The sequence below is a fragment of the Pseudomonas sp. LH21 genome (assembly GCF_036549575.1).
Lineage (GTDB): Bacteria > Pseudomonadota > Gammaproteobacteria > Pseudomonadales > Pseudomonadaceae > Aquipseudomonas > Aquipseudomonas peradeniyensis.
Genome location: NZ_CP144367.1, coordinates 4,490,712 through 4,511,424, shown reverse-complemented (window position 1 = coordinate 4,511,424; position 20,713 = coordinate 4,490,712). Strand labels below are relative to the sequence as shown.

Genomic DNA, 20,713 nt, shown 5'->3' with positions numbered 1-20,713 from the left:
CCTCTTGGTGCGCCCTTCAGGGAGTGAGGGACGCACAGGTGATAGCCAGTGCACCCGCGTGGTGCGCTGTATGGAAAGGTAGAACATAGATGGTACAGGTGAGAGTGCACCAGCCGGTCAACAACGACGGCAGTATCAATCTCGAAGCATGGCTCGATCATGTGGTGAGCGTCGATTCGCAGCTCGATCGCCCGGGGCTGAAAGAGGCCTGCGAGTTCGCCCATGAAGTCGAGAAGAAAGGCAATCCGGCCAAGCATTCCTGGGCCGACGGCACGTCCAGTTTCCAGGCGGGGCTGGAGATCGCCGAGATCCTCGCCGACCTCAAGCTCGACCAGGATTCGCTGGTGGCGGCGGTCATCTACCGTTCGGTGCGCGAAGGCAAGGTGACCCTGGCCGAGGTCGGCCAGCGTTTCGGCCCGGTGGTGTCCAAGCTGATCGACGGCGTGCTGCGCATGGCGGCCATCAGTGCCAGCCTCAGCCCGCGCCAGTCGCTGGTGCTCGGTTCCCAGGCGCAGGTCGAGAACCTGCGCAAGATGCTGGTGGCCATGGTCGACGACGTGCGCGTGGCGCTGATCAAGCTCGCCGAACGTACCTGCGCCATCCGAGCGGTCAAGGCCGCCGATGACGAGAAGCGCCTGCGCGTGGCCCGCGAGGTGTTCGACATCTATGCGCCGCTGGCGCACCGGCTGGGCATCGGCCATATCAAGTGGGAACTCGAGGACCTGTCGTTCCGCTACCTCGAGCCCGACCAGTACAAGCAGATCGCCAAGCTGCTGCACGAGCGCCGGCTGGACCGCGAGCGCTTCATCAGCGACGTGATGAACCAGCTGCAGAACGAGCTGCTGGCCACCGGTGTCAACGCCGACATCAGCGGCCGGGCGAAACACATCTATTCGATCTGGCGCAAGATGCAGCGCAAGGGCCTGGAATTCAGCCAGATCTACGACGTGCGCGCGGTGCGCGTGCTGGTGCCGGAAGTGCGCGACTGCTACACCGCGCTGGGCATCGTGCACACCCTGTGGCGGCACATTCCGAAGGAGTTCGACGACTACATCGCCAACCCCAAGGAAAACGGCTACCGCTCCCTGCACACCGCGGTGATCGGCCCCGAGGGCAAGGTGCTGGAGGTGCAGATCCGCACCCACGCCATGCACGAGGAAGCCGAGCTGGGCGTGTGCGCGCACTGGCGCTACAAGGGCACCGACGTCAAGCCCAGCTCCAACCACTACGAAGAGAAGATCTCCTGGCTGCGCCAGGTGCTGGAGTGGCACGAGGAACTGGGCGACATCGGCGGCCTGGCTGAGCAGCTGCGCGTCGATATCGAGCCGGACCGAGTCTATGTGTTCACCCCCGACGGCCACGCCATCGACCTGCCCAAGGGCGCCACGCCGCTGGACTTCGCCTATCGGGTGCACACCGAGATCGGCCACAACTGCCGTGGCGCCAAGATCAACGGCCGTATCGTGCCGCTGAACTACAGCCTGCAGACCGGCGAGCAGGTGGAGATCATCACCAGCAAGCACGGCAACCCGAGCCGCGACTGGCTGAACTCCAACCTGGGCTATGTGACCACCTCGCGGGCCCGGGCCAAGATCGTTCACTGGTTCAAGTTGCAGGCCCGCGACCAGAACGTGGCCGCCGGCAAGACCCTGATCGAGCGCGAACTGAGCCGATTGGGCCTGCCCCAGGTGGACTTCGAACGCCTGGCGGAAAAGGCCAACGTCAAGACCGCCGAAGACATGTTCGCCGCCCTAGGCGCCGGCGACCTGCGCCTGGCGCATATGGTCAACGCCGCGCAGCAGTTGCTCGAACCCGAGCGCCTGGAGCCGGTCGAGCTTATCCCGCGCCAGGCCCGGGGCATCCGCGCGGGCAAGCGCAGCGACATCCAGATCCAGGGCGTCGGCAACCTGCTCACGCAGATGGCCGGGTGCTGCCAGCCGCTGCCGGGCGATGCCATCGTCGGCTACATCACCCAGGGCCGTGGCGTGAGCATTCACCGCCAGGATTGCGCCTCGGTGCTGCAGCTGGCGGGCAAGGAGCCGGAGCGCATGATCCAGGTCAGCTGGGGACCGATCCCGGTGCAGACCTACCCGGTCGACATCGTCATCCGTGCCTACGACCGCCCGGGGCTGCTGCGCGACGTGTCGCAGGTGCTGCTCAACGAGAAGATCAACGTGCTGGCGGTCAACACCCGCTCGAACAAGGAAGACAACACCGCGCTGATGTCGCTGACCATCGAGATCCCGGGCCTCGACGCCCTCGGGCGCTTGCTGGGGCGGATCTCGCAGTTGCCCAACATCATCGAGACGCGGCGTAATCGTACCCCTTGATACCGCCATCACGGGGCAAGCCCATTCCCACCGTGGGAGCGGCGGTGCGCCGATGCGACTTGCCCCGCGATGAGGCCGGTAAGGACAACCCATGACCTACACCCTTGAAGACCTGCTGCACCTCATGGCCCGCCTGCGCGACCCGCAATATGGCTGCCCCTGGGACCTCAAGCAGGACTACGCCAGCATTGTCCCGCACACAATCGAGGAAGCCTACGAAGTCGCCGACACCATCGAGCGCGGCGACTTCGAGCACCTGCAGGGCGAACTGGGTGATTTGCTGTTCCAGGTGGTCTACTACAGCCAGCTGGCCCGCGAAGAAGGGCGCTTCGAGTTCGACGGCGTGGTCGATTCGATCACACGCAAGCTGATCCGTCGCCACCCCCATGTATTCCCCACCGGCGAGCTGTACGCGCCGCTGGACACACCCAAGCTCGACGAGGCCCAGGTCAAGTCGCGTTGGGAGGAGATCAAGGCCGAGGAGCGTGCCGAAAAGAGCGAGCCCGAGCAGTTGTCGCTGCTCGACGACGTGCCCGCGGCCTTGCCCGCCCTGTCCCGCGCCGCCAAACTGCAGAAGCGCGCTGCCACGGTCGGCTTCGACTGGCCCGAGGCGTTGCCGGTGCTCGACAAGGTCCGCGAGGAGCTCGACGAAGTGCTGCAGGCCATGGCCGACGGCGACAGCGACGCGCTGGAGGACGAACTGGGCGACCTGCTGTTCGCCACCGTCAACCTGGCCCGGCACCTCAAGCACGACCCGGAAAACGCGTTGCGCCGCGCCAACCGCAAGTTCGAGAGGCGCTTCCGATTCATCGAACAGGCATTGCGCGAGCAGGGCCTGAACATCCAAGATCGTACCCTCGACGAGCTGGACGCCCTCTGGGGCGAGGCCAAGCGTCAGGAAAAGAACCTGCCCAGCTGCGGCTGAGCCGATGCATAAGTGAGTGAACACCCATGAGCCTTTCCCTTCGCGACCAATTGCTCAAAGCCGGCCTGGTCAACCAGAAACAGGTCTCGCAGACCAACAAAGCCCAGAAGAAACAGAAACGCCTGGAACACAAGGGTCAGGTGGAGGTGGACGACAGCCAGCAACGACTGGCCAAGGAAGCCATGGCCGAGAAGGCCAGGAAGGACCAGGAGTTAAATCGCCAGGTCCAGGAGAAGGCCGAGCAGAAGGCCCGTGCCGCGCAGATCAAGCAACTGATCGAGGCGACCCGCCTGCCCAAGCTGACCACCGAGGACTACTACAACTTCGTCGATGACAAGAAGGTCAAGCGCATCGCCGTCAACGCCCTGATGCGCAGCAAGCTGAGCAATGGCGCGCTGGCCATCGTCGCCCACGGCGGCGGCTACGAGGTGATCCCGCGCGAGGCGGCGGTGAAGATCCAAGAGCGCGACCCCAACCGTATCCTGCTGCTCAATACCCATGTCGAGGAGGCGGACGAGGACGATCCGTACGCGGCCTACAAGATCCCTGACGATCTCATGTGGTAAGCACGAAAAACCCCGCCTTGGCGGGGTTTTTTGTTGCAGGGCCGGGTCACTGCGCCGGGCGTTGGCGCTCGAGGTACTCCAGCTCCATGCGGTACTGGTGAGCCTGTTGCTCGTCATGGAACATGCCGACCAGCTGGCCTTGTTGATGCACGTCCCAGATCCGCAGGCCAGCGGCCTGGCCTTCGTGGGACATTTTCGATTCGTCGCGTTCGGTTACCTGGACTGTCATCGTCAAACTCCACTTCTTCGGTTGGCTGCGGCACTCTGTCGCAGGCCTCCTTTATAGAATTTGTTAGCAGGCTAAGTAAATAAAACGGCGATGAAACAAGTTTCATGAAAGGGCCAAATCGCGGGGCAAGCCCGCTCCCACGAACCGATCACAAACCTGCGTGGGAGCGGGCTTGCCCCGCGATTTGGCGATACAGGTATTGGCCAAAAAAGAAGCCCCGCACAAGGCGGGGCTTCGGGCATTGCAGGCAGCGGTATCAGTTACCCTTGACCGCCTTGCCATCGACCGTGCCATCCTGCAGCACGATCACGTACTCCTTGCCATCGGTCTCGACCTGGCGCAGTTGCACCAGCAGGTAGTCCCAGTCCTTGGCGAACCACAGCTCGGTGATGCGCTTGCTCTGGCTCGGGTCGCGCACGCGCTCGACCTTGATCGCGTCGACCTGGCCGGTCTTGGTGGTCACTTTTTCGGTGCCCAGCACGCGGAAGTCGTAGGTGTCGATCTCGTCACCGTCGACCACCTGGTAGGTCATGCTCTTCTTGCCGGCGGCCACGTCATGCTGCAGGGCCAGCTGGTAGGACGACTTGTCCAGCACGCCGCGGTTGAGCGGCAGGTTGATGGCGTCGCCACGGTCGCTGCCGGTGATCTTCTTGCCGGCCCAGTCGAAGTTCAGGTCGACCTTCTTCGCCTTGCCCAGGCCGCCGCGTTCGAAGTGATACTGCTGCGGCAGCAGGGTGTCGTTCTCGAACTTGAGGGTGCTTTGCTCGGTCAGGCTGGCAATCATCATCGAAGCCTTGAAGTTCAGGCTCCAGGTGCCGTTGGCGTTCTTTTCCAGGCTGCGTGCGGCGGTGCCGCTCATCGGCAGCTGTTTCCAGTCGGCGGTGTAGCTGGCCGCGAAAGGCTTCAGATCAGCTGCCTGGAGGGGCAGGGCGAGCACGGCGAGAGCCAAGAGCAGGGCGCGACGCATAAATTCTCCTAGGATCGAATCAAGTGACCGCTGGCCGCCAGCGGCTGGCCATCCAGTAATGCACCCTGTTCGCCCAGACGCAAGCGTCCTTCGGCGAACCAGCGCACCGCCAGCGGGTAGATCTGGTGTTCCTGCAGGTGCACGCGCTGGGCGAGCGTCTGCGCGGTGTCGTCCGTTGCCACGGGCACCACAGCCTGTACGACCAGAGGCCCGCCATCGAGTTCCTCGGTGACGAAGTGCACGCTGCAGCCGTGCTCGGCGTCGCCCGCTTCCAGCGCGCGCTGGTGCGTGTGCAGGCCTTTGTACTTCGGCAACAGTGACGGATGGATGTTCAGCAGGCGGCCCTGGTAGTGGCGCACGAAATCGCCACTGAGGATACGCATGAAACCGGCCAGCACCACCAGGTCGGGCTGGAAGCCGTCGATCAGCGCCATCAGCGCCGCGTCGAAGGCTTCGCGCCCGTCGAACCCGGTGTGCGACAACACGGCGGTTTCGATGCCGGCGGCCTTGGCGCGCTCGAGGCCGTAGGCATCGGCACGGTTCGAGATGACCGCGCGGATGCGTGCCGGGCTGTCGCTGGCGCTGTTGCTGTCGATCAGTGCCTGCAGGTTGCTGCCGGAGCCCGACAGCAACACGACTACATTGCAGGGCATCAGTGTGCCTTGAGGTTCTGCAGCTCGACCTGGGCGGCGCCTTCGGCGGCCACGTCGATACGGCCGATCACCCACGGTTGCTCGCCTTCGGCGCGCAGCACGTTCAGGGCGTTGTCGACCTGGTCCTGGGCCACGCAGATGACCATGCCCACGCCGCAGTTCAGCACGCGGTGCATTTCATGCTCGTCGACGTTGCCTTTTTCCTGCAGGAAGTCGAATACCGCCGGACGCTGCCAGCTGGCCACGTCGACCACGGCCTGGGCGCCTTTTGGCAGTACGCGCGGGATGTTGTCCAGCAGGCCGCCGCCGGTGATGTGGGCCATGGCTTTGACCGCGCCGGTCTGCTTGATCAGCTGCAGCAGCGGTTTGACGTAGATGCGGGTCGGCGCCATCAGCAGGTCGGCCAGCGGCTTGCCGTCGAGCTGGGTGTTGTCGATGTCGGTGCCGGAAACCTCGAGGATCTTGCGGATCAGCGAGTAGCCGTTGGAGTGCGGACCGGAGGACGGCAGGGCGATCAGGGCGTCGCCGGTGACCACTTTCGAGCCGTCGATGATCTCGGCCTTTTCCACCACGCCGACGCAGAAACCGGCCAGGTCGTAGTCTTCACCCTCGTACATGCCTGGCATCTCGGCGGTTTCACCACCGACCAGCGAGCAGCCGGCCAGTTCGCAACCGGCGCCGATGCCGGTGACCACGGTGGCGGCCACGTCGACATTGAGCTTGCCGGTGGCGTAGTAGTCGAGGAAGAACAGCGGCTCGGCGCCGCACACCACCAGGTCGTTGACGCACATGGCGACCAGGTCCTGGCCGATGCTGTCGTGCTTGTTCAGGTTCAGCGCCAGGCGCAGCTTGGTGCCGACGCCGTCGGTGCCGGAGACCAGCACCGGCTGCTTGTAGCCGGCCGGGATCTCGCAGAGGGCGCCGAAGCCGCCCAGGCCACCCATGACTTCAGGACGTGCGGTGCGCTTGGCGACGCCCTTGATGCGTTCGACCAGTGCTTCGCCGGCGTCGATGTCTACACCGGCGTCTTTGTAGCTCAGGGAGGGTTGCTTGCTCATTGATCCAGGCCTTTAGGAGGGAGGGATTCAGAAAAACGACCGGGACGGCCAAGGCCGGTTTCAGAAACGGCGGCTGCCTGTACGTCACTGGTCTGCGAAGGCGCGCGATTTTATCAGGGTTGCCCCAAGGCGGCCATCCTCAGGCCGACGGGCAGGCGGGAAATCTGGGCAAAAAACCGTGTTTCACCCCGTGCGACTGGTTGCCGCGCCGGTGCCTGTATAAGGTATAGGCATGGCGACCCACGCAACGGGCTGGCAACGCGGAGCATTTTCCATGGTTGCGCGGTCACAGCCGACAGGCAAGGGCGTGTCGCCCCAAGGTCATCTGGACAGGAATCCTCAATGCGTCTTCTCAATTTCCTCGCGGGTGCCTGCCTGGCTGTGGCCGGCAGCGTCGCCCAGGCCGAAACCGTCTCTGGCTTGTATCAGGTGCGCGAACCGGTCGAAGGGCAGGGCGGCGAAGCCCGCGCCCAGGCCACCGGCAAGGCCCTGGATACCTTGGTGTTGCGCCTGACCGGCGATCCCAAGGCGGCGCAGAACCCGGCATTGGCCGCCCTGCGCAAGGACCCGCAGCAGATCATCAACCAGGTCGGCACCGAGGCCGGGCCGCCGGAGTCGGTGCTGGTCGAGTTCGACCCCGGCAGCACCGAGCGCGCCCTGCGCCAGGCTGGCCTGGCGCTGTGGGGCAGCAATCGGCCGTCGATCCTTGGCTGGTGGCTGAACGACAGCGTCGAGGGCAGCAGCCTGGTCGGCGATGGCCAGACCGTCGCCGAACCCCTGCGCCGGGCCGCCCAGCACCGTGGCCTGCCCCTGCGCCTGCCGTTGGCCGACCTGCAGGAGCAACTGGTGGCCAATGCCAAGCTGCTCGAAGGCAACGACCCGGCGCCGCTGCGCGAGGCCTCCGAGCGCTATGGCGCCGATGCGCTGCTGGCGGTGCACGCCCACGAGGCCGACGGCAAGTGGCAGGGCAAGTGGCAGCTGTGGCTGGGCGATCAGCGTGAGCAGGGCAGCGCCGAGGGCGCCGACCAGGCAGCCCTGGCCGATGCCGTGCTGCTGGCGGTGAGCAACCGCCTGGCGCCGCGCTACGTCACCCGCCCCGGCGCCAGCAGCGACCTGCAGGTGCAGGTCCAGGGCATGAACCTGGCGCGCTACGCCGAGCTGAGCCGGGTGCTCGAGCCTTATGGCGCGCGCCTGCAGATGGCCGATGGCGGTACCCTGACCTATCGCGTCAGCGGCAATCGCGAGCAGCTGCGCGCGCAGTTGAGCCTGGCCAAGCTCCAGGAGCTGCCCGCCGAGCCTGTGCCCGCCACGCCTGCGCCGAGCACGCAGGATCCGGCCGGCGCGACGCCACCGGCCACCGCCGCCAAGCCGTTCGACGGCCTGCGTTTTCGCTGGTAAGGAATACTTGAATGATTGATATGCGTCGTTGGATCTGGCTGGGCGCGGCTTTTGTGATCGCCGTGCTGCTGTACTTCCTGCACAACATCCTCTCGCCGTTCCTGGTGGGCATCCTGTTGGCCTACCTGGCAGACCCGCTGGTGGATCGCCTGGAGCGGCTCGGCCTGTCGCGCACCTGGGGCGTGGTGGTGGTGTTCAGCCTGTTCACCTTGATCTTCCTGGCCCTGCTGCTGGTGCTGGTGCCGATGCTGGCCAAGCAACTGTTGCGCCTGTACGAGCTGGCGCCGCAGATGCTCGATTGGTTGCAGCATGTGGCGCTGCCCTGGGTGCAGAGCCGCCTGGGCCTGGCCGATGGTTTCTGGAAGTTCGACAAGATCAAGGCCGCCATCGGCGAGCACATGGGCCAGACCACCGACATCGTCGGTGTGCTGCTGTCCCAGGCCACCGCTTCGAGCCTGGCGCTGATCGGCTGGCTGGCCAACCTGGTGCTGATCCCGGTGGTGGGCTTCTATCTGCTGCGCGACTGGGACCTGATGATGGCCAAGCTGCGCAGCCTGCTGCCGCGCCAGCGCGAGCCGCAGGTGGTGGGGCTGGCCGGCGAGTGCCACGAGGTGCTGGGGGCCTTCGTGCGCGGGCAGCTGCTGGTGATGCTGGCACTGGGCGTCATCTATTCCACCGGCTTGATGCTGGTGGGGCTGGAGCTGGGCCTGCTGATCGGCATGCTCGCGGGGCTGGCGGCGATCGTGCCGTACATGGGCTTCATCATCGGCATCGGCGCGGCGCTGGTCGCCGGGTTGTTCCAGTTCGGCGGTGAGCTTTACCCGATGCTGGGCATCGTCGCGGTGTTCATGGTCGGGCAGGCGCTCGAAGGCATGGTGCTGACACCGCTGCTGGTGGGCGACCGCATCGGCCTGCACCCGGTGGCGGTGATCTTCGCGATCCTGGCCGGCGGCGAGCTGTTCGGCTTTACCGGGGTGTTGCTGGCGTTGCCGGTGGCGGCGGTGATCATGGTGCTGCTGCGGCATGTGCATGACCTGTACAAGGAGTCGGACATGTATGCCGGGGAGATCGACCCCGACCTATGATCAATCGCGGGGCAAGCCCGCTCCCACGCTACCCTGGCAGGGGCGATAACGTGCGAGCAGGCTTGCCCCGCGATGCTTGTGAAACAGTGCAACTACTTGATTTTACTTGCGCTATTCCCCTCGCCGATTGTGCCGTCCGCGCTGCGGGTATAGACTTTGCACACTGTTCATCAAAGGCCCCCTGTGGTCCCCGCGACCGCCCGCGAGCATGAAACCGATCCAGTTGCCCCTGGGTGTGCGTCTGCGCGACGACGCCACCTTCATCAACTACTACCCCGGCGCCAATGCTGCGGCACTGGGCTATGTCGAGCGGCTGTGCGAAGCCGACGCCGGCTGGACCGAAAGCCTCATCTACCTGTGGGGCAAGCAGGGCGTGGGCCGCACCCACCTGTTGCAGGCCGCCACCCAGCGTTTCCAGCAGTTGGGTCAACCCGCCGTCTACCTGCCCCTGGCGCAACTGCTCGATCGCGGCGTCGAACTGCTCGACCACCTCGAACAGTACGAGCTGGTGTGCATCGACGACCTGCACGTGATTGCCGGCAAGGCGGACTGGGAAGAGGCGATGTTCCACCTGTTCAACCGCCTGCGCGACAGCGGCCGGCGCTTGCTGCTGGCGGCGTCCAGTTCGCCACGGGAACTGCCGATCAAGCTCGCCGACCTGAAATCGCGGCTGACCCTGGCACTGATCTTCCAGATGCGCGGCATGTCCGACGAGGACAAGCTGCGCGCCTTGCAACTGCGAGCCTCGCGCCGTGGCCTGCACCTGACCGACGAAGTCGGCCACTTCATCCTCACCCGCGGCACGCGCAGCATGAGCGCGCTGTTCGACCTGCTCGAGCGCCTCGACCAGGCTTCCCTGCAAGCCCAGCGCAAGCTGACCATCCCGTTCCTCAAGGAAACCCTCGGCTGGTAACCCTGAGAACACGGTGCCAGAGCGTCAAAACGGAAAAGTCACATCTTTTTCGATAAAATTTGCAAATGGGTCCGATAGAAGGCATAGTTTCCCCCTTCTAAAGGACTACAGACACGGTCGTGCCCATGCTGAAGCGCTTCGCACCCCTCGTGCCACTTGCACTTGTCACCCTACTTTACGGCTGCGCCTCCACTGGCCCGGTCGAGCCCTCGCAGGACCACCGCGTGGCCACCGAGCAATCGGTCAAGGCCAAGGCTTCCGCCTCTTCCGTATTCACCGAGGAAGAGCTGGCCAGCGAAGACGACCTCGACGCCTTCTCCAGCAACGGCAAGCCTTATCAGCTGCCCGTGCTGGCCGACAGCATTCTCGAACGCGGCATGGCCCTGATCGGCACCCGCTACCGTTTCGGCGGTACCTCCGAGAAGTCCGGCTTCGACTGCAGCGGTTTCATCGGCTACCTGTTCCGCGAAGAGGCGGGCATGAACCTGCCACGCTCGACCCGCGAGATGATCAACGTCGACGCGCCAAAGGTCGCCCGCAACAAGCTCAAGCCCGGCGACCTGCTGTTCTTCAGCACCAACGGCCGTGGCCGCGTGAGCCATGCCGGCATCTACCTGGGTGACAACCAGTTCATCCACTCCAGCAGCCGCCGCAGCGGTGGCGTGCGCATCGACAGCCTGGGCGATCGCTACTGGAGCAAGACCTTCATCGAGGCCAAACGCGCGCTCGCCATGGCGCCGACCACGATCTCGCGCAATTGATTTGATATCAAAATGCTGTAACCTCGCACGGCGGCGTAGCTGAAAAGCTCGCCGCCGTGCGCATTTACAGAAAGCGTCTAATCTAAATTCTCAACTATTTTTACCTTCGGCCGTGGCCGTCGGGATTTCGACAGGACGTTCGCATCATGGCGATGTTGGCGCGCTTCGCATTCCTTTCCCTGGTGGCCCTGCTTGCGGCCTGCTCCAGCCGTGCGCCCGCACCGGCACCGGTACCCAAGTCGCCGATGGTGTTCAATCAAGCGCCTTCCTCGCCTGCGGCTGACGATGTGCTGTTCCGCGCCATCGGCCTGGTGGGCACACCGTATCGCTGGGGTGGCAACACACCGGATGCCGGATTCGATTGCAGCGGCCTGATCGGCTATGTCTACCGTGATGCGGCGGGTATCAGTCTGCCACGCTCGACCCGGGAGATGATCGTCATGCGCGCGCCAAATGTGGATATCAATTCGCTGCAGTCGGGCGACCTGGTGTTCTTCGCCACCAGCGGTGGGTCGCAGGTCAGCCATGCCGGCATCTACGTCGGTGAAGGGCGCTTCGTGCATGCGCCGTCGACGGGCGGCACCGTGCGCCTGGACTACCTGTCCAACAGCTACTGGGCCAAGGCCTACCTCCAGGCCAAACGGGTGTTGCCGCCGGGGCATCTGGCGCAGAATCCCTGATACCTACCGGCGCGGGCAGGGTATGAGCTTGGTCCAGTATTGCCCGGTTGGCATCAGGCCTGTTTGAGCAGAAGCGCCACCCCGGGATAGTACTGCCCCAGTTCGTTGTGCAGCTTGCGGTAGGCATACGGGAAGTACCAGGCAATCGCACAGGCGGTGTGTTTCTGCAGGTCGTCCACCAGGTCCTGCAGTTCCTCGGGACTGGCGTGCTGGCCGGCCTTCCACGGGGTGACGAAGAGCGCCCCGGCCTTGAGCTGGCTGCCATAGGCGATCGGCTTGGCCAGGGTGGCGGTTTCCTGCAGGGCCGCTGTCAGGTCGAGGCGGGCGATACGCGGCCAGCGCTGGCCGGCGTGCAGGTACAGCGATTCCTCGGCGCTGCTGATCGACAGGTCGCAGCGCCCATCGCGCTCGCCCTCGTCGCGCTGCTTCTTGCTCATGTGCCGTTCCAGCGCCACCAGCTCACCCTGCCAGGCGGCAGCGGCGAGCAGGCCGACGTTGGTGGCCGTGCCGTGCCAGTAGGGGGCCTCGTTGTCGCCCTGCAGCTGGTTGAAGCGGTCGATGCAGTCGACCCAGCGTTCGAGGGCCGGGCGCAGGAACTCCAGGCGCGTGTTGTTGATGATCAGGCCTTGCATGCTGCGCTCTCCTTGTCATTGTGATCGAGGTCAGCCGAAAATAGTGGCTATGTGATATCACTGCTTTCAGTGTGGCACAAGCTGGCGGATCGGCCATTGATCCAGGCCAGATCGGCCCTCGTTCGATTGACGCTCCCGATTCAACCCTCTAACCTTCGCGGCGTGTTTCAGGTGCCCTGCGAGCCGCGGTTCGGCAGGGTGAAACTGGGAAGCCGGTGGGCGCCAGCAGGCGCGAGTCCGGCGCTGCCCCCGCAACGGTAGATGAGTAGACGGTTACGCAAGGCCACTGGATGTCCATGTCCGGGAAGGCGCGTGGCCAGGGCCTGCGCCCGCTCATGAGCCCGGAGACCGGCCTGTCACTGCCAAACGGCATCACGGAGGGTGATGCGCGGTGCGATGTGGCTGTTGCCATGCCCCTGCGCGCTCCTCGTCTGCCTGCCTTTTATCTGTCGCCGCCGCCGCGACAGCCTGCGGAGACCCCTGATGAGCGAATCCATCGAACGCGACGAACGTCACCTGGCGCGCATGCAGCGCAAGAAGGCGATCATCGACGAGCGCATCGCCAATTCCCCCAACGAATGCGGGCTGCTGCTGGTGCTGACCGGCAATGGCAAGGGCAAGAGCAGCTCGGCCTTCGGCATGCTCGCCCGCGCCCTGGGCCATGGCATGCAGTGCGGCGTGGTGCAGTTCATCAAGGGCCGCAACAGCACCGGCGAGGAGCTGTTCTTCCGGCGTTTCCCCGAGCAGGTGCGCTATCACGTGATGGGCGAGGGCTTTACCTGGGAAACCCAGGACCGCCAGCGTGACATCGCCGCCGCCGAGGCCGCCTGGGCGGTCTCGCGGCAGTTGCTGCAGGATCCGTCTATCCAGTTCGTCGTGCTCGATGAGCTGAACATCGCCCTCAAGCACGGTTACCTGGACCTCGATCAGGTGCTTTCCGATATCCAGGCCCGCCCGCCGATGCAGCATGTGATCGTCACCGGTCGCGCCGCCAAGCCGGAAATGATCGAACTGGCCGACACCGTCACCGAGATGGGCATGCTCAAGCACGCCTTCCAGGCCGGTATCCGCGCGCAGAAGGGCGTCGAACTGTGAGTGAGTCGCGCCAGTGTCCCGCCGTGCTGATCGCCGCCCCGGCCTCGGGCCAGGGCAAGACCACGGTCACCGCCGCCCTGGCCCGTTTGCACCGCAACCTCGGGCGCAAGGTGCGGGTGTTCAAGTGCGGGCCTGACTTTCTCGACCCGATGATCCTCGAGCGTGCCAGCGGCGCGCCGGTCTACCAGCTCGACCTGTGGATGATCGGCGCCGACGAGAGCCGCCGCTTGCTCTGGGAGGCGGCGGGTGAGGCCGACCTGATCCTGATCGAGGGCGTGATGGGCCTGTTCGACGGCACCCCGTCGAGCGCCGACCTGGCGCGCCACTTCGGCGTCCCGGTGCTGGCAGTGATCGACGGCACGGCCATGGCCCAGACCTTCGGCGCCCTGGCCCTGGGCCTGGCGCGCTACCAGCCCGACCTGCCGTTCGCCGGGGTGCTGGCCAACCGGGTCGGCAGCCTGCGCCATGCGCAACTGCTTGAAGGCAGCCTGACCGAAGGCCTGCGTTGGTACGGCGGGTTGTCCCGCGAGCGCGGCATCGAGCTGCCCAGTCGTCACCTTGGCCTGGTCCAGGCCAGCGAGTTGAATGACCTGGATGCACGCCTGGATGCCGCCGCCGAAGCACTGGGCGACAGCTGCGATGCCGCGTTGCCGCCTCCGGTCCGTTTTGCCGGGCCTGAGCCGGTGAGTATGACCTCGTCGCTAGCTGGGGTGCGTATCGGCGTGGCCCGTGACGAAGCCTTCGCCTTTACCTACGGCGCCAACCTCGAGCTGCTGCGTGGCCTCGGCGCGCAGTTGGAATTCTTCTCGCCGTTGCATGATCGCGAGCTGCCCGTGGTGGACAGCCTCTACCTGCCCGGCGGCTACCCCGAGCTGCATCACCAGACGCTGGCCGCCAACGCACCGATGCTGGAAGCGATCCGCGCTCATCATGCCGCCGGCAAGCCATTGCTGGCCGAGTGCGGCGGCATGCTCTACCTGCTCGATGCACTGACCGACGTGGCAGGCGAGCGCGCCGCGCTGCTGGGCCTGCTGCCGGGTGAGGCGACCATGCAGAAGCGCCTGGCGGCCCTGGCCCTGCAGGCGGTCGAGCTGCCCGAAGGCACCCTGCGTGGCCACACCTACCACCATTCGCTGACCAGCACCGAGCTGGCGCCGATCGCCCGTGGCCTGAGCCCCAACGGTGGGCGGGGCAACGAGGCGGTCTATCGCCTGGGGCGCCTGACCGCCTCCTACGTGCACTTCTATTTCCCCTCCAACCCCGACGCGGCGGCGGCGCTGCTGCGACCATGAGCCGACACGCCTACAGCGAAGCCGAGCGCCAGGCCATCTACCGGGCCATTGGCGAACGCCGCGACATGCGCCATTTCGCCGGGGGCGAGGTGGCCCCCGAGTTGCTCGGGCGCCTGCTCGCCGCCGCCCATCAGGCGCCCAGCGTGGGCCTGATGCAGCCGTGGCGGTTCATCCGTATCAGCCAGCGTGCATTGCGCGAGCGGATCCAGGCGCTGGTGGAGCAGGAGCGGGTGCGCACCGCCGAAGCCCTGGGCGAGCGCTCCGATGAATTCATGAAGCTCAAGGTCGAAGGCATCAACGACTGCGCCGAAGTGCTGGTGGCCGCGCTGATGGACAAGCGCGAGGCGCACGTTTTCGGCCGCCGCACCCTGCCCGAAATGGACCTGGCCTCGCTGGCCTGCGCCATCCAGAACCTGTGGCTGGCGGCACGCGCCGAAGGGCTGGGCATGGGCTGGGTGTCGCTGTTCGACCCCGAGGCCCTGGCCGAGCTGCTGGGCATGCCCGTAGGCGCCAAGCCCATGGCGGTGCTGTGCCTGGGGCCGGTGACCGAGTTCTATCCGGCGCCGATGCTGGTACTGGAAGACTGGGCCGAGCAACGGCCCTTGAGCGAGATGCTGTACGAGAACCATTGGGGAGAGCGCCCATGAGCGTGGCCTTGCTGACCGTGGCGGGCGTGGCCCTGGATGCGCTGCTGGGCGAGCCGCGCCGACGCCATCCGCTGGTGGGCTTCGGCAACTTCGCCTCGCGCCTTGAACAACGGTTCAACGCCGGTGGGCGCGGCTGGCGCAGCCATGGCGTTACCGCGTGGTTCCTGGCGGTGGTGCCGCTGACCCTGCTGGCGCTGATCCTCTCCTGGCTGCCGTACATCGGCTGGCTGGTGGATGTGCTGGCGCTGTACTGCGCCCTGGGCCTGCGCAGCCTGGGCGAGCATGTGCTGCCGGTGGCCCAGGCATTGCGCCAGGGGGACCTGGCCGAGGCGCGGCGGCGCGTCGGTTATCTGGTCAGTCGCGAGACCCGCGAGCTGGACGAGCCCGCCGTGGCCCGGGCGGCCACCGAGTCGGTGCTGGAAAACGGCAGCGACGCGGTGTTCGCCGCGCTGTTCTGGTTCGTCGTGGCCGGTGCGCCGGGGGTGGTGCTGTACCGCCTGAGCAATACCCTGGATGCCATGTGGGGCTATCGCAACGAGCGCTTCGAACGCTTCGGCTGGTGCGCGGCGCGCATCGACGATGGGCTGAACTATATTCCCGCCAGGCTGGTGGCGCTGACCTATGCGCTGCTGGGCAAGACCCGCCTGGCCCTGGCCTGCTGGCGCAACCAGGCGCCGCTGTGGGACAGCCCCAACGCCGGCCCGGTGATGGCGGCGGGGGCTGGCGCTTTAGGCGTGGAACTGGGCGGCCCGGCGGTGTATCACGGCGAGTTGCACGAACGGCCGCGCCTGGGTGAAGGGCCGATGGCCGACGCCGAGGCCATCGAGCGCGGCTGGAGCCTGGTGCAGCGCGGCGTGTGGCTGTGGGTGCTGTTGATCTGCGTGGGAGCCTATCTGAATGCTTGAACACGGTGGCCGCCTGCTGCGGGCGGTGAAACAGTACGCCATCCCACGGGAGCAGTGGCTCGACCTGTCCAGCGGTATCGCGCCATGGCCTTACCCGATACCGTCGATTCCGCTGGAGGCTTGGGCCCGCTTGCCGGAGACCGAGGACGGCCTGGAGACGGCGGCGCGGCAGTACTATGGCGCGCAGCCGTTGCTGGCGGTGGCCGGTTCCCAGGCAGCGATCCAGGCCTTGCCGTACCTACGCCCGAGCGGGCGGGTCGGGGTACTCTCGCCTTGCTATGCCGAGCACCAGCATGCCTGGGCACGGGCAGGGCACACGCTGGTCGAGCTGGACGAGAGCAAGGTCGAGGAGGTGCTCGACAGCCTCGACGTCCTGGTGCTGGTCAACCCCAACAACCCCACTGGCCACCGGGTAACCCGCCAACGCCTGCTGGCCTGGCATAGGCGTCTGGCCGAGCGCGGTGGCTGGCTGCTGGTGGACGAAGCCTTCATGGACACCGCGCCCGAACACAGCGTGGTCGAGCAGGCCGGGCAACCGGGCTTGATCGTATTGCGCTCGTTCGGCAAGTTCTTTGGCCTGGCCGGTGTGCGGTTGGGCTTTGTCGTCGCCCAGGCCGATGTGCTGCGGCGCCTGGCCGAGGCACTCGGGCCCTGGACCGTCAGCGGCCCGACCCGTGTGCTGGGGCAGGCCTGTTTCGCCGACGACGCGGCGCATAAGGCGCAGATTGCCCGTTGCGCCCAGGCCAGCCAGCGCCTGGCTTCGTTGCTCGACGACGCAGGCCTGCCACCCAGCGGCGGCTGCGATTTGTTCCAGTACGTGCGTGATGAGCGCGCCGCGCACCTGCATGACTTTCTCGCCCGCCGCGGCATCCTGGTGCGCCTGTTCGAGCAGCCGCCCGCGCTGCGTTTCGGCCTGCCCGCCACGGCCGCCGACGAACTACGCCTGGCCCAGGCCCTGGCGGACTACCAGAAGGAATCGGCATGACCACCCTCATGGTGCAAGGCACCACCTCCGATGCCGGCAAGAGCACGCTGGTTACCGCCCTGTGCCGCTGGCTGCTGCGCCAGGGCATCGCCGTGGTGCCGTTCAAGCCGCAGAACATGGCGCTCAACAGCGCCGTGACCGCCGACGGCGGCGAGATCGGCCGCGCCCAGGCGGTGCAGGCCCAGGCCTGCCGGCTGGCGCCGCACACCGACATGAACCCGGTGCTGCTCAAGCCCAACAGCGACACCGGCGCCCAGGTGATCGTCCATGGCCGCGCGGTGACCAGTATGAACGCCGTCGCCTACCACGACTACAAGTCCATCGCCATGCAGGCGGTGCTGGCATCCCACGAGCGCCTGAGCGCAGCCTACCCGGTGGTGATGGTCGAAGGCGCCGGTTCCCCGGCGGAGATCAACCTGCGTGCCGGCGACATCGCCAACATGGGCTTCGCCGAGGCGGTCGACTGCCCGGTGATCCTGGTGGCCGATATCAACCGGGGCGGCGTGTTCGCGCACCTGGTCGGCACCCTGGAGCTGCTGTCGGCGAGCGAGCAGGCGCGGGTCAAGGGCTTTGTCATCAACCGTTTCCGTGGCGACATCGCCTTGCTGCAGCCGGGCCTGGACTGGCTGGAGCAGCGCACCGGCAAGCCGGTGCTGGGCGTGCTGCCCTATGTCACCGACCTGCACCTGGAGGCCGAGGACGGTATCGATACCCGCCAAGGGGCGAAGGGCGAGCGCGTGCTCAAGGTGATCGTCCCGGTGCTGCCGCGGATCAGCAATCACACCGACTTCGACCCGCTGCGCCTGCATCCGCAGGTGGACCTGCAGTTCATCGGCCCGGGCCAGCCGATCCCGCCCGCCGACCTGATCATCCTGCCAGGCTCCAAAAGCGTGCGAGGCGACCTGGCGCAACTGCGCGAGCGTGGCTGGGACGCCGCCATCGCCCGGCACCTGCGCTACGGCGGCAAGCTCATCGGCATCTGCGGCGGCCTGCAGATGCTCGGCGAGCAGGTGCATGACCCACTGGGCCTGGAAGGGCCCGCCGGTTCCAGCGCCGGTCTCGGCCTGCTGGCCTACAGCACCGTGCTGGAGGCCGAGAAGCAACTGCGCAACGTGGCAGGCCTGCTCGGTCTCGAGCAGGCACAGGTGTCGGGTTACGAGATCCATGCCGGGGTTACCCACGGCCCGGCGCTGGAGCGTCCGGCGGTGCAACTGGCCGATGGCCGCGCCGACGGGGCCATCAGCGCCGACGGGCAGATTCTCGCCACCTACCTGCATGGCCTGTTCGAGGGCACACAGTCGTGTGCCGCGCTGCTGCGCTGGGCGGGTCTGGCCGAGGTGCAGCCTGTCGACTACGAGGCCCTGCGCGAACACGATATCGAGCGCCTGGCCGACCTGGTCGAGCAGCACCTGGACACCGCGCGCCTGCGCCAACTGTGTGGAGTCGCCTGACATGCGCAACCTGATCCTCGGCGGCGCCCGTTCGGGCAAGAGCCGCCTGGCCGAGCAACTGGCCGAGGCCAGCGGCCTGCCGGTGACCTACATCGCCACCAGCCAGCCGCTGGATGGCGAGATGAATGAACGCGTGCGCCTGCACCGCGAGCGCCGTCCGGCCCATTGGGGGCTGGTGGAAGAGCCCGTGGCGCTGGCCAAGGTGCTGCGCGCCGAAGCCGCCGAAGGGCGCTGCCTGCTGGTGGACTGCCTGACCCTGTGGCTGACCAACCTGCTGATGCTCGAGGATGACCTGCGCCTGGCACAGGAGCGCGATGCGCTGCTCGATTGCCTGGAACAGCTGCCGGGCACCCTTGTCCTGGTCAGCAATGAAACCGGCCTGGGCGTGGTGCCCATGGGCGAACTGACCCGTCGCTACGTCGACCTGGCGGGCACGCTGCACCAGGCCGTGGCCGAACGCTGCCAGCGCGTGGTGCTGACCGTGGCCGGCCTCCCTCTCATGCTCAAAGGACCTGCCCTATGACCCAGATGTGGTGGCGTGACGCCTGCCAACCCCTCGACACCGCCGCCATGGACCAGGCCCGAGCCCGTCAGCAGCAGCTGACCAAACCCGCCGGTTCCCTCGGCCAGCTCGAAGGCCTGGCGATCCGTCTGGCCGGCCTGCAAGGGCGCGAACGTCCCGGCCTGGAGCGGGTCGCCATCACGATCTTCGCCGGTGACCATGGCGTGGTGGAGGAGGGCGTCTCTGCCTACCCGCAGGCGGTGACCGGGCAGATGCTGCGCAACTTCGTCGGCGGCGGCGCGGCGATCAGCGTGTTGGCGCGCCAGTTGGAGGCGGACCTTGAGGTGGTTGATCTCGGTACGATCGACCCGACGCTGCAACTCCCAGGTGTCCATCACCTGAATCTTGGGCCCGGCACCGCCAACTTCGCCCGTCAGCCGGCGATGACCGACGCACAACTGGCTGCGGCGCTGCAGGCCGGGCGCGACAGTGCCCTGCGCGCACTCGACAACGGCGCCCAGCTGTTCATCGGCGGCGAAATGGGCATCGGCAACACCACCGCCGCCGCCGCGCTGGCCAGTACCTTGCTGGGCTGCCCGGCGCGCGAACTGAGCGGCCCGGGCACCGGCCTGGACAGCGCCGGTGTGCGGCACAAGGCCGAAGTGATCGAGCGTGCCCTGGTGTTGCACGGTCTGCGCGCCGATCAGCCGCTGCAGGCGCTGGCCTGTGTCGGAGGCTTCGAGATCGCCGCGCTGGCCGGTGCCTACCTGGCGTGCGCGCAGCATGGCGTGGCGGTGCTGGTCGATGGCTTCATCTGTAGCGTCGCCGCCCTGGTGGCGGTCCGCCTCAATCCGCAGTGCCGCCCCTGGCTGCTGTTTGCCCACCAGGGCGCCGAGCCGGGGCACAAGGCCCTGCTGGCGGCCCTGGAGGCCGAGCCGCTGCTGGTCCTGGGGCTGCGCCTGGGCGAGGGCAGCGGCGCGGCGCTGGCGGTGCCGCTGATCCGCCTTGCCTGCGCGCTGCACGGGCAGATGGCGACCTTTGCCGAGGCGGCGGTGGCGGATCGCCCGGCATGATCCTCGAACTGTTGCGTCACGGCGAGACCGAACTGGGTGGCGGCCTGCGCGGTAGCCTCGACGACGCCCTGACCGAAACCGGCTGGGCGCAGATGCGCCAGGCCGTCGCCGACGCCGGCCCCTGGGACGTGCTGGTCAGTTCGCCGTTGCAGCGCTGTGCGGTGTTCGCCGATGAGCTGGGGGCGCGGCTGAACCTGCCGGTGCTGCGCGAGGCCGGTGTACGCGAGCTGCACTTCGGCGAGTGGGAAGGGCAGAGCGCCGCGCAGATCATGCAGGTCGACGCCGATGCCCTGGGGCAGTTCTGGAATGACCCGTATGCCTTCACCCCGCCGGGCGGCGAGCCGGTGCTGGCTTTTGCCGAACGGGTGCTGGCGGCGGTCGAGGGCATGCGCCGTGCATACGCAGGCAAGCGCGTGCTGATGGTCACCCATGGCGGGGTGATGCGTCTTCTCCTGGCGCGGGCACGTGGCTTGCCACGTGAGCAATTGCTTCAGGTCGAGGTCGGGCATGGCACGCTGGCTCGTCTGATGCTGGAGAACGACGGCCAGATGCGCGAGGTGGGTTGA

At 66.7% G+C, this 20,713-nt stretch carries 22 protein-coding genes and 1 riboswitch; of the genes, 17 read left to right on the top strand and 5 right to left on the bottom strand.

The features are described from left to right. Positions 1-89: 89 nt before the first annotated feature. The 3 genes from relA (at position 90) to VUG52_RS20605 (ending at position 3,821) form a co-directional block, all read left to right on the top strand. Entirely contained in the window at positions 90-2,330 is a 2,241-nt protein-coding gene (gene relA / locus VUG52_RS20615; RefSeq protein ID WP_050704534.1) for a GTP diphosphokinase, read from the top strand. A 91-nt stretch (positions 2,331-2,421) separates the two neighbouring features. Then, positions 2,422-3,255 carry a nucleoside triphosphate pyrophosphohydrolase gene (gene mazG / locus VUG52_RS20610; RefSeq protein ID WP_050704535.1) on the top strand — a complete coding sequence of 278 codons (834 nt, stop codon included), beginning with the start codon at positions 2,422-2,424 and terminating at the stop codon, positions 3,253-3,255. A gap of 26 nt (positions 3,256-3,281) precedes the next feature. Continuing rightward, positions 3,282-3,821, top strand: a complete 540-nt coding sequence (locus VUG52_RS20605; RefSeq protein WP_050704536.1) for a DUF2058 domain-containing protein — start codon at positions 3,282-3,284, stop codon at positions 3,819-3,821. A 46-nt stretch (positions 3,822-3,867) separates the two neighbouring features. Here VUG52_RS20605 and VUG52_RS20600 read toward each other — a convergent pair whose 3' ends face one another. The 4 genes from VUG52_RS20600 to purM form a co-directional block, all read right to left on the bottom strand. Beyond that, positions 3,868-4,050 carry a hypothetical protein gene (locus VUG52_RS20600; protein WP_028690913.1) on the bottom strand — a complete coding sequence of 61 codons (183 nt, stop codon included), beginning with the start codon at positions 4,048-4,050 and terminating at the stop codon, positions 3,868-3,870. 256 nt (positions 4,051-4,306) lie between these two features. Beyond that, positions 4,307-5,017, bottom strand: coding sequence for a DUF3108 domain-containing protein (locus tag VUG52_RS20595; RefSeq protein ID WP_050704538.1), 711 nt, complete (start codon positions 5,015-5,017; stop codon positions 4,307-4,309). A gap of 8 nt (positions 5,018-5,025) precedes the next feature. Continuing rightward, positions 5,026-5,670 carry a phosphoribosylglycinamide formyltransferase gene (purN, locus tag VUG52_RS20590; RefSeq protein ID WP_050704539.1) on the bottom strand — a complete coding sequence of 215 codons (645 nt, stop codon included), beginning with the start codon at positions 5,668-5,670 and terminating at the stop codon, positions 5,026-5,028. Continuing rightward, on the bottom strand, positions 5,670-6,728 hold the full coding sequence (gene purM / locus VUG52_RS20585; RefSeq protein ID WP_050704540.1) for a phosphoribosylformylglycinamidine cyclo-ligase: 1,059 nt from the start codon (positions 6,726-6,728) through the stop codon (positions 5,670-5,672). Before purM ends, purN begins: the two co-directional genes overlap by 1 nt. A gap of 342 nt (positions 6,729-7,070) precedes the next feature. Here purM and VUG52_RS20580 point away from each other — a divergent pair, with 342 nt between their 5' ends. From VUG52_RS20580 to VUG52_RS20560, 5 genes are all read left to right on the top strand, one after another. Beyond that, complete coding sequence (locus VUG52_RS20580) at positions 7,071-8,126, top strand: DUF2066 domain-containing protein (RefSeq protein ID WP_050704541.1); 1,056 nt, start codon at positions 7,071-7,073, stop codon at positions 8,124-8,126. An 11-nt stretch (positions 8,127-8,137) separates the two neighbouring features. Then, positions 8,138-9,211: an AI-2E family transporter gene (locus VUG52_RS20575; RefSeq protein WP_197866841.1), complete on the top strand. Its 1,074-nt coding sequence runs from the start codon at positions 8,138-8,140 to the stop codon at positions 9,209-9,211. 208 nt (positions 9,212-9,419) lie between these two features. Next, positions 9,420-10,124, top strand: coding sequence for a DnaA regulatory inactivator Hda (gene hda / locus VUG52_RS20570; protein WP_050704543.1), 705 nt, complete (start codon positions 9,420-9,422; stop codon positions 10,122-10,124). A gap of 125 nt (positions 10,125-10,249) precedes the next feature. Beyond that, positions 10,250-10,885 carry a C40 family peptidase gene (locus tag VUG52_RS20565; RefSeq protein WP_050704544.1) on the top strand — a complete coding sequence of 212 codons (636 nt, stop codon included), beginning with the start codon at positions 10,250-10,252 and terminating at the stop codon, positions 10,883-10,885. A gap of 146 nt (positions 10,886-11,031) precedes the next feature. Next, positions 11,032-11,565: a C40 family peptidase gene (locus VUG52_RS20560; protein ID WP_050704545.1), complete on the top strand. Its 534-nt coding sequence runs from the start codon at positions 11,032-11,034 to the stop codon at positions 11,563-11,565. A gap of 53 nt (positions 11,566-11,618) precedes the next feature. Here the strand turns inward: VUG52_RS20560 and VUG52_RS20555 are convergent, their stop codons facing one another. After that, positions 11,619-12,197 carry a hypothetical protein gene (locus VUG52_RS20555; protein WP_050704546.1) on the bottom strand — a complete coding sequence of 193 codons (579 nt, stop codon included), beginning with the start codon at positions 12,195-12,197 and terminating at the stop codon, positions 11,619-11,621. Positions 12,198-12,349: 152 nt separating this feature from the next. Beyond that, positions 12,350-12,568: riboswitch (cobalamin riboswitch) on the top strand. A gap of 112 nt (positions 12,569-12,680) precedes the next feature. On the opposite strand from VUG52_RS20555, the gene cobO reads away from it, so the two are divergent. From cobO to cobC, 9 genes are read left to right on the top strand one after another with little or no spacing between them, the layout of a single operon-like run. Beyond that, complete coding sequence (gene cobO / locus VUG52_RS20550; RefSeq protein WP_028690903.1) at positions 12,681-13,292, top strand: cob(I)yrinic acid a,c-diamide adenosyltransferase; 612 nt, start codon at positions 12,681-12,683, stop codon at positions 13,290-13,292. After that, complete coding sequence (locus VUG52_RS20545; protein ID WP_331832021.1) at positions 13,289-14,584, top strand: cobyrinate a,c-diamide synthase; 1,296 nt, start codon at positions 13,289-13,291, stop codon at positions 14,582-14,584. Before cobO ends, VUG52_RS20545 begins: the two co-directional genes overlap by 4 nt. Further along, the gene (bluB, locus tag VUG52_RS20540) at positions 14,581-15,231 is read left to right on the top strand and encodes a 5,6-dimethylbenzimidazole synthase (RefSeq protein ID WP_050704548.1); all 651 of its coding nucleotides are present in this window, start codon (positions 14,581-14,583) and stop codon (positions 15,229-15,231) included. Before VUG52_RS20545 ends, bluB begins: the two co-directional genes overlap by 4 nt. Then, positions 15,228-16,136 carry an adenosylcobinamide-phosphate synthase CbiB gene (gene cbiB, locus VUG52_RS20535; RefSeq protein WP_050704549.1) on the top strand — a complete coding sequence of 303 codons (909 nt, stop codon included), beginning with the start codon at positions 15,228-15,230 and terminating at the stop codon, positions 16,134-16,136. Before bluB ends, cbiB begins: the two co-directional genes overlap by 4 nt. Continuing rightward, positions 16,129-17,121 (top strand): threonine-phosphate decarboxylase CobD, encoded by a 993-nt coding sequence (cobD, locus tag VUG52_RS20530; protein ID WP_331832020.1) that lies wholly within the window; start codon positions 16,129-16,131, stop codon positions 17,119-17,121. The genes cbiB and cobD overlap by 8 nt, the downstream gene beginning before the upstream one ends. Continuing rightward, positions 17,118-18,572, top strand: a complete 1,455-nt coding sequence (locus VUG52_RS20525; protein ID WP_050704551.1) for a cobyric acid synthase — start codon at positions 17,118-17,120, stop codon at positions 18,570-18,572. The genes cobD and VUG52_RS20525 overlap by 4 nt, the downstream gene beginning before the upstream one ends. 1 nt (position 18,573) lies before the next feature. Further along, positions 18,574-19,095 carry a bifunctional adenosylcobinamide kinase/adenosylcobinamide-phosphate guanylyltransferase gene (gene cobU / locus VUG52_RS20520; protein WP_050704552.1) on the top strand — a complete coding sequence of 174 codons (522 nt, stop codon included), beginning with the start codon at positions 18,574-18,576 and terminating at the stop codon, positions 19,093-19,095. After that, positions 19,092-20,147, top strand: coding sequence for a nicotinate-nucleotide--dimethylbenzimidazole phosphoribosyltransferase (gene cobT, locus VUG52_RS20515; RefSeq protein ID WP_050704553.1), 1,056 nt, complete (start codon positions 19,092-19,094; stop codon positions 20,145-20,147). Before cobU ends, cobT begins: the two co-directional genes overlap by 4 nt. Continuing rightward, entirely contained in the window at positions 20,144-20,713 is a 570-nt protein-coding gene (gene cobC, locus VUG52_RS20510; protein ID WP_262952195.1) for an alpha-ribazole phosphatase family protein, read from the top strand. The genes cobT and cobC overlap by 4 nt, the downstream gene beginning before the upstream one ends.